Origin of the sequence: Mesorhizobium sp. M0522, assembly GCF_040321085.1 — a bacterium.
Classification (GTDB): Bacteria; Pseudomonadota; Alphaproteobacteria; order Rhizobiales; family Rhizobiaceae; genus Mesorhizobium.
The window spans coordinates 1-4,779 of sequence record NZ_JAMYQW010000083.1 but is presented as its reverse complement, the minus strand read 5'-3'; the positions used below and the strand labels follow the sequence as shown (position 1 = coordinate 4,779).

At 58.6% G+C, this 4,779-nt stretch carries 6 protein-coding genes; 4 read left to right on the top strand and 2 right to left on the bottom strand.

The annotated features are described in order from the left end of the window. Together NKI58_RS35245 and NKI58_RS35240 are read right to left on the bottom strand one after the other, a co-directional pair. Positions 1-749, bottom strand: a 749-nt coding sequence (locus NKI58_RS35245; protein WP_352849337.1) for a glycogen debranching N-terminal domain-containing protein, incomplete at its 3' end; no start/stop codon positions are given. A 254-nt stretch (positions 750-1,003) separates the two neighbouring features. Beyond that, a complete protein-coding gene (locus NKI58_RS35240; RefSeq protein WP_352595419.1) occupies positions 1,004-1,582 on the bottom strand; it encodes a recombinase family protein in 579 nt (192 codons plus the stop codon). Positions 1,583-2,308: 726 nt separating this feature from the next. On the opposite strand from NKI58_RS35240, the gene NKI58_RS35235 reads away from it, so the two are divergent. From NKI58_RS35235 to NKI58_RS35220, 4 genes are all read left to right on the top strand, one after another. Continuing rightward, on the top strand, positions 2,309-2,536 hold the full coding sequence (locus NKI58_RS35235) for a hypothetical protein (protein ID WP_352595417.1): 228 nt from the start codon (positions 2,309-2,311) through the stop codon (positions 2,534-2,536). 345 nt (positions 2,537-2,881) lie between these two features. Beyond that, positions 2,882-3,136 carry a DUF982 domain-containing protein gene (locus NKI58_RS35230; RefSeq protein WP_352595415.1) on the top strand — a complete coding sequence of 85 codons (255 nt, stop codon included), beginning with the start codon at positions 2,882-2,884 and terminating at the stop codon, positions 3,134-3,136. 477 nt (positions 3,137-3,613) lie between these two features. After that, positions 3,614-3,859: a DUF982 domain-containing protein gene (locus NKI58_RS35225; protein WP_352625652.1), complete on the top strand. Its 246-nt coding sequence runs from the start codon at positions 3,614-3,616 to the stop codon at positions 3,857-3,859. An 8-nt stretch (positions 3,860-3,867) separates the two neighbouring features. Beyond that, positions 3,868-4,107 carry a DUF982 domain-containing protein gene (locus NKI58_RS35220; protein ID WP_352625651.1) on the top strand — a complete coding sequence of 80 codons (240 nt, stop codon included), beginning with the start codon at positions 3,868-3,870 and terminating at the stop codon, positions 4,105-4,107. The last annotated feature ends 672 nt before the right edge of the window (positions 4,108-4,779 follow it).

Here is a 4,779-nt window from a genome sequence, read left to right as displayed (position 1 = left end):
CTCCCAGTTGGCCTCGGATCGGCCTTGTGTGCGTCAAATTCTGCAGAAATGGTTTGACAGTCAGCGATGACCTTGGCGCGCCCCGTCCAGCCACGTGTCAGCGGAGCGGCGAACTTCCTCTCGGTCGGCGATGGCCACAAACGAGGAGCGTGGAGCGGAAATCGATCTTTCGCCTTCAGGTACGTCGTTCCGGTATCGAGCCCTTCGGACCGAAATGTGACGCTTGCCTCGCTGATCAGCCCGTCATGGGCACGACCGCGACGGCTACGCGTGGTGCCGCGCAACTCGAACATGTCTCGGAAATCGGCATCGAAGTCGAGCCGGACCGGCAACGCAATCTCGCGCGCGGAGTAGTTGGTGAAGGTAATACGCTCGAACATGCGGTCTTGCCAGATGAACCGGCTCCGATCGATGTGTACGGCGCTCGCTGGAACTTCACTGCCGTTTGGCCCCACTGCGGCGAGATTGGTTAGATTGGCTGTGAACAAGATGTTGTCTTGCGACAAGGACGCGCCAAGCAATGAGGGCATGCGGTCAGCGATCAACAGCCGGAAGCGCGACAGCACACGCGTGTCGTCGCAGAAGAGCCCGTCGCCCGTGCCTCGTATGTCGCCGTAGCTGTCGGCGACGACGAAGCAGTCCTCGTGCTTCAGCGCAAATTGCCGATGCGGTTCGCGCGGTGCGGATTCATCGAGTACCGGGAGAGCCAAGGCGGGATCAAGTTTGCGTTCTTCGACTTCAGTATTCATATCAGCCCTCTTGTCCAAGAGACTAGGCCGATGGGACTGTCAGGAATCTTGTGCGTGAGGCCGGTTGTCGTCATTGCTCCTTTGTTGGGTGTGGTCGATGGGACTGATTGTCCCCATGGAAAGGCACTGATCAGGACACACGCGCCTCGCCAAAGCTACAGGCAGTCGCAATGCAGGGAGAACCGTGCGGGTCAGCTTGGGAGAGGAGCGTTTCATAGTCTGGTGGGGCCTAATTCGCCTCGTAGTTCTAGTGGTCACCCTATCGGCTCACCGGTCCCCTGAAGCGCCCGATAGACGCTCCGCTCACTGACCCCCAGTTCCTTGGCTATCGCTGTTCTGGTCATGCCCTCGGCATCCAACTTCACGATCTTGTCGCGCTTCCCCATCGCTGTCGGCTTCCGTCCTGGGTACTTGGTCTTGTCGCCTTTTGCGGCATCGATCCCGATCCGTTGGCGCTCCAGCACGACGCTACGCTCAAACTCCGCGAACGCCCCGAACATCGTCAACATGAGCTTGCCGGTCGAGGTCTTGGTGTCGACCGTGTCGCCGTTGAAGTCGAGGATACGCAGCGCTACGCCACGCCCCTCCAAGTCCTCCACGATCTCGAGAAGCTGTCTGACGTTCCTCGCTAGGCGGTCCATTTTGGTCACCGTCAGCGTGTCACCCGCTTCCAGCCTCTCCACGAGCCGCTCAAGCCGCTCCCGCCTCGAAGCGGCCCCAGAGACATGCTCCTTGTACACACGCTTGCATCCGGCCTTCTCCAGCGCCGTCACCTGATCGTCCAATCCGGCTACCTGATCTGTGGTCGAGGTCCGCGCGTATCCGAAGTTCATGGGTCTTCCTTCCTGCCATTAGGCTACCTGCCAAATCCGATACCCTGCCAAAATACGGAAAGCAACCCTCTTGTCATGCTAAATCCGTGGGGCGGCACCCTGCCACAAGAGCCTGCCCTATTGGCATCACAGCGTGAGCAAACATTGGACAGAAGCATTCCAACGTTCACGATGTGCAACACCGACGCTAGATCGACACGAATCTTCAGTTCAAAGAGCGAGGATTAATGCTGCGGCAAACCAAGGGGGCACGGGGGGCTTCGCGCGAGCCAGTTATCCGATCTCCCGCTCAGAAATTTCTACCAAATATTCCGACCTCCTGATGGAACCCATTCGTTGCGGGCGAGTTGCGGCTCATTGGGACGGACTTCCCGAACATGACAACGAGCAACAAAGCAGACCATCAGTCTGTCTCCGAAGCGTTTCGGAAACTGATCCGTTCCGAAGGCTATCGTCATCACGTACAAACGTTCTTAAATCTGGAGGTCGAACCAGAACTGCCGCCAACCCTACAGTCATTACTTGCGGCTATTGATCGGGCCAAACAGGGACCGACAGAAGAAGGTTCCTAGCCGGCTGGCTGAGCGTCAGGTCAAAGAGTATAGAAGCTCGCTTCGTGGCTTGTCCCTGATTCCCACTCAGAAGTTATCAAACATTCTGCTTGATTTTTCTCGACAGAGGATCATGAATGTTCCCTTGGGTTCTCGCTGAGGTGGGAGGCCTTGTATGAACGTTTGGACGAACTGCCGACCCGACAAAGTGACTGCCAAACACCTTGTTCACGAGCTGATCCTACAAGCCCGTCGCGGCCAAATCATCTCCGTCAAAGGGACTATCGCAGCGGTGCGCCGAGACGGGCCACATCTGGCGGAAACTGACTGCGAGCTGGTGGAGCTTATTGTCAATGTTGCCCCAGCCTTTGGCCTGTTCGTCGGGTTCGATCTTCGCGAATAACCGCCTCCTCAACAGGGCGGACCGTGGCGACACGGTCTCGATCAAAGCTGCACTACGCGAAGCTCGGGAGGCTGCGCCTTGCTTGGTGGCCTCTGACGAAGAACTAACCGGGGCAATCGACGAGGCAGCAACTGCCATGGGCCTCTGCGTGGCTTTCGACGGTCGCGAGTAGCTGTCAGCCAAATTCAGTCACTGTGGCATCGCAACGGAAGCGCGCCGTCCTGCGCTAGTTAGAGGTAATCCGCAATTACCTTCGCAGGATGCTAAATCTGCCTGTAGAACGGGAGCTGCCGGCTGAGCAGTATAGGCTGGAGGAACTTGATCGGGCCGACAAAGAGTGACCGCATGGCTCTCCACTGGTTCAACCCTCCGGTCCCCGTCAAGACCGAGCGTCCCGGGATCATCCGCAATGTCAACAACGCCGAGGCAGCCGGCGAGGAGCTTATGAAGTGGACCAAGCGTGGCCCTTGGTGGGACCTCGCGGTGCGCGTTTGCATGGCCGTGATTTTCGACGAGATGGAACCTGAGGAGGCCCGCAAGGCATTCCTGGCTGCTGCAAAAGAGGAGGGGACACTACTCCCCCCAATGACGACTAGCTAAATTGGATGGGGTACAAGGTTCTATGTGTCTCTGACCAACACCGCCCTCGCGAAAGGAGCCCGCCGCCAAGCATGGAGATGAGAGGCGACGGACCCCCCCACAGCGGCTGCACATCCACGAAGATCGACCGCTGCAAGCTCTAAACCCGCGAGGGCCTACATCGTTCCTTAGCTGCGGCTAAAGCGGGGTTGGTCAGCGGGCTCTTCCCGCTCTAAGTTCCCTCTTATGGTCCCCTCTGGTTCGCTCCCCCGGTCTACGTGAAGACGAAACGTCCGGGCATTCGCAATGGGGTCAGCCATGTCGAGGGAGCCGCCGAGGAACTCCTGGCATGGGACACAAAGGGCCCGAGGTGGACGAAGGCGGTCCAATCCTGCGTCGACGCGTTCGAGGGCAGGATGTCCCCCATGAGGTCCGTGAAGCCTTTGAGGTGGCTGCCAAGGAGGCCAACGTGTATCTCTCCCCTCAGTAGGAGGTATCATGGCGCCCATCTGGTTCGTCCCTCCGGTGTTCGTGAAGACTGAAACCGGTGTCAGGCATGGCTGCAACAACGCGAAGGAAGCCCTTGAGCAGCTCAAGATGTGGACCCGGCGAGGGCCTCGCTGGCATAAGGCGGTGACCCTCTGCCTGTCAGCCTTGGAGGGCGATCCGATTGACCCTCATGTAATACGAAAGGCCTTCGAGGCTGCCGCTAAGGAGGCCAAGGTGTATCTCTCACCAGAGTAGGAGTTGTCGTGGCAACCCATTGGTTCTCCCCTCCGGTGTACGTCAAGACCGACCGACCTGGGGTCACCTACGGGTGCAACAACGTCGAGGGTGCCGCCGAGGAACTCATGAAGTGGACCAAGATGGGACCTAAGTGGAGGAAGGCTGTGCAACTGTGCGCCGACGCCTTTCAGGACCGTGTGACTCCTGAAGAGGTCCGTCAGGCTTTCGAGGCTGCTGCCAAGGAGGAGGGGGTGCTGCGTGAGTAGCAGGCCGGTGCCCATGGCTATGTTGGGAAGGACCCGTTAGGCTGTCTAATGCTGACTAAGTCCCGCGCTGCTCGAAATAGACCCGGATACGAGAGCATTCACTCTGGTCCGCGCATTCATGGGCCATTTTGCACTTCTTGAAACTGGCATCGGAGCTGCTCTGGGCGAGGTAGTTGGCGTCAATGGGGCACGTCGAGTAATCATCAATCGAACATAGGGTTCGACGAGAAGATCAAAACCGTACGCACAGGGGACTGGAACCGGATGTCAGGCTTCTAAAGCCGATGGCAGAAACCGGATACGCTGTGGCGGCATTTGAGGGCCCGTTCCTGCTCTTGATTATTGCCTGTGAGCTGTGTGCGAAAATCGGGAATGGAAGGGCCGGAGGCAGGAAGCACGGCCTCAGGCCGAGGCGCTAACCAAGCGGGTCGGCAATGATCGCGAAAAGCTCAACACGGCGCCAGCGAAACTAAAGAAGTAGTCGCGCGTTGGACGGCGGATAACGCTGTTTCGTCTCTGAGTATGGTTTAGGTCAGGGTGGTCAAGCCAACGTCGCGTAAGGCAATCAATGCGTCGAGCGCTAGTCGAGCGAAGTCGCCCGCTCGTGACGAGGTCACTTTAGCGCCGCCCGCTTTCCGGCCGGTCCAGCTCGCAACGCTCGTGGACACGGTC

What these genes read in the sequence shown, in the direction of transcription:
- NKI58_RS35235 (WP_352595417.1), top strand. Translation starts at nt 2,309, where the DNA reads ATGAACGTTTGGACGAACTGCCGACCCGACAAAGTGACTGCCAAACAC.
- NKI58_RS35240 (WP_352595419.1), bottom strand. Translation starts at nt 1,582, where the DNA reads ATGAACTTCGGATACGCGCGGACCTCGACCACAGATCAGGTAGCCGGA.
- NKI58_RS35230 (WP_352595415.1), top strand. Translation starts at nt 2,882, where the DNA reads ATGGCTCTCCACTGGTTCAACCCTCCGGTCCCCGTCAAGACCGAGCGT.
- NKI58_RS35225 (WP_352625652.1), top strand. Translation starts at nt 3,614, where the DNA reads ATGGCGCCCATCTGGTTCGTCCCTCCGGTGTTCGTGAAGACTGAAACC.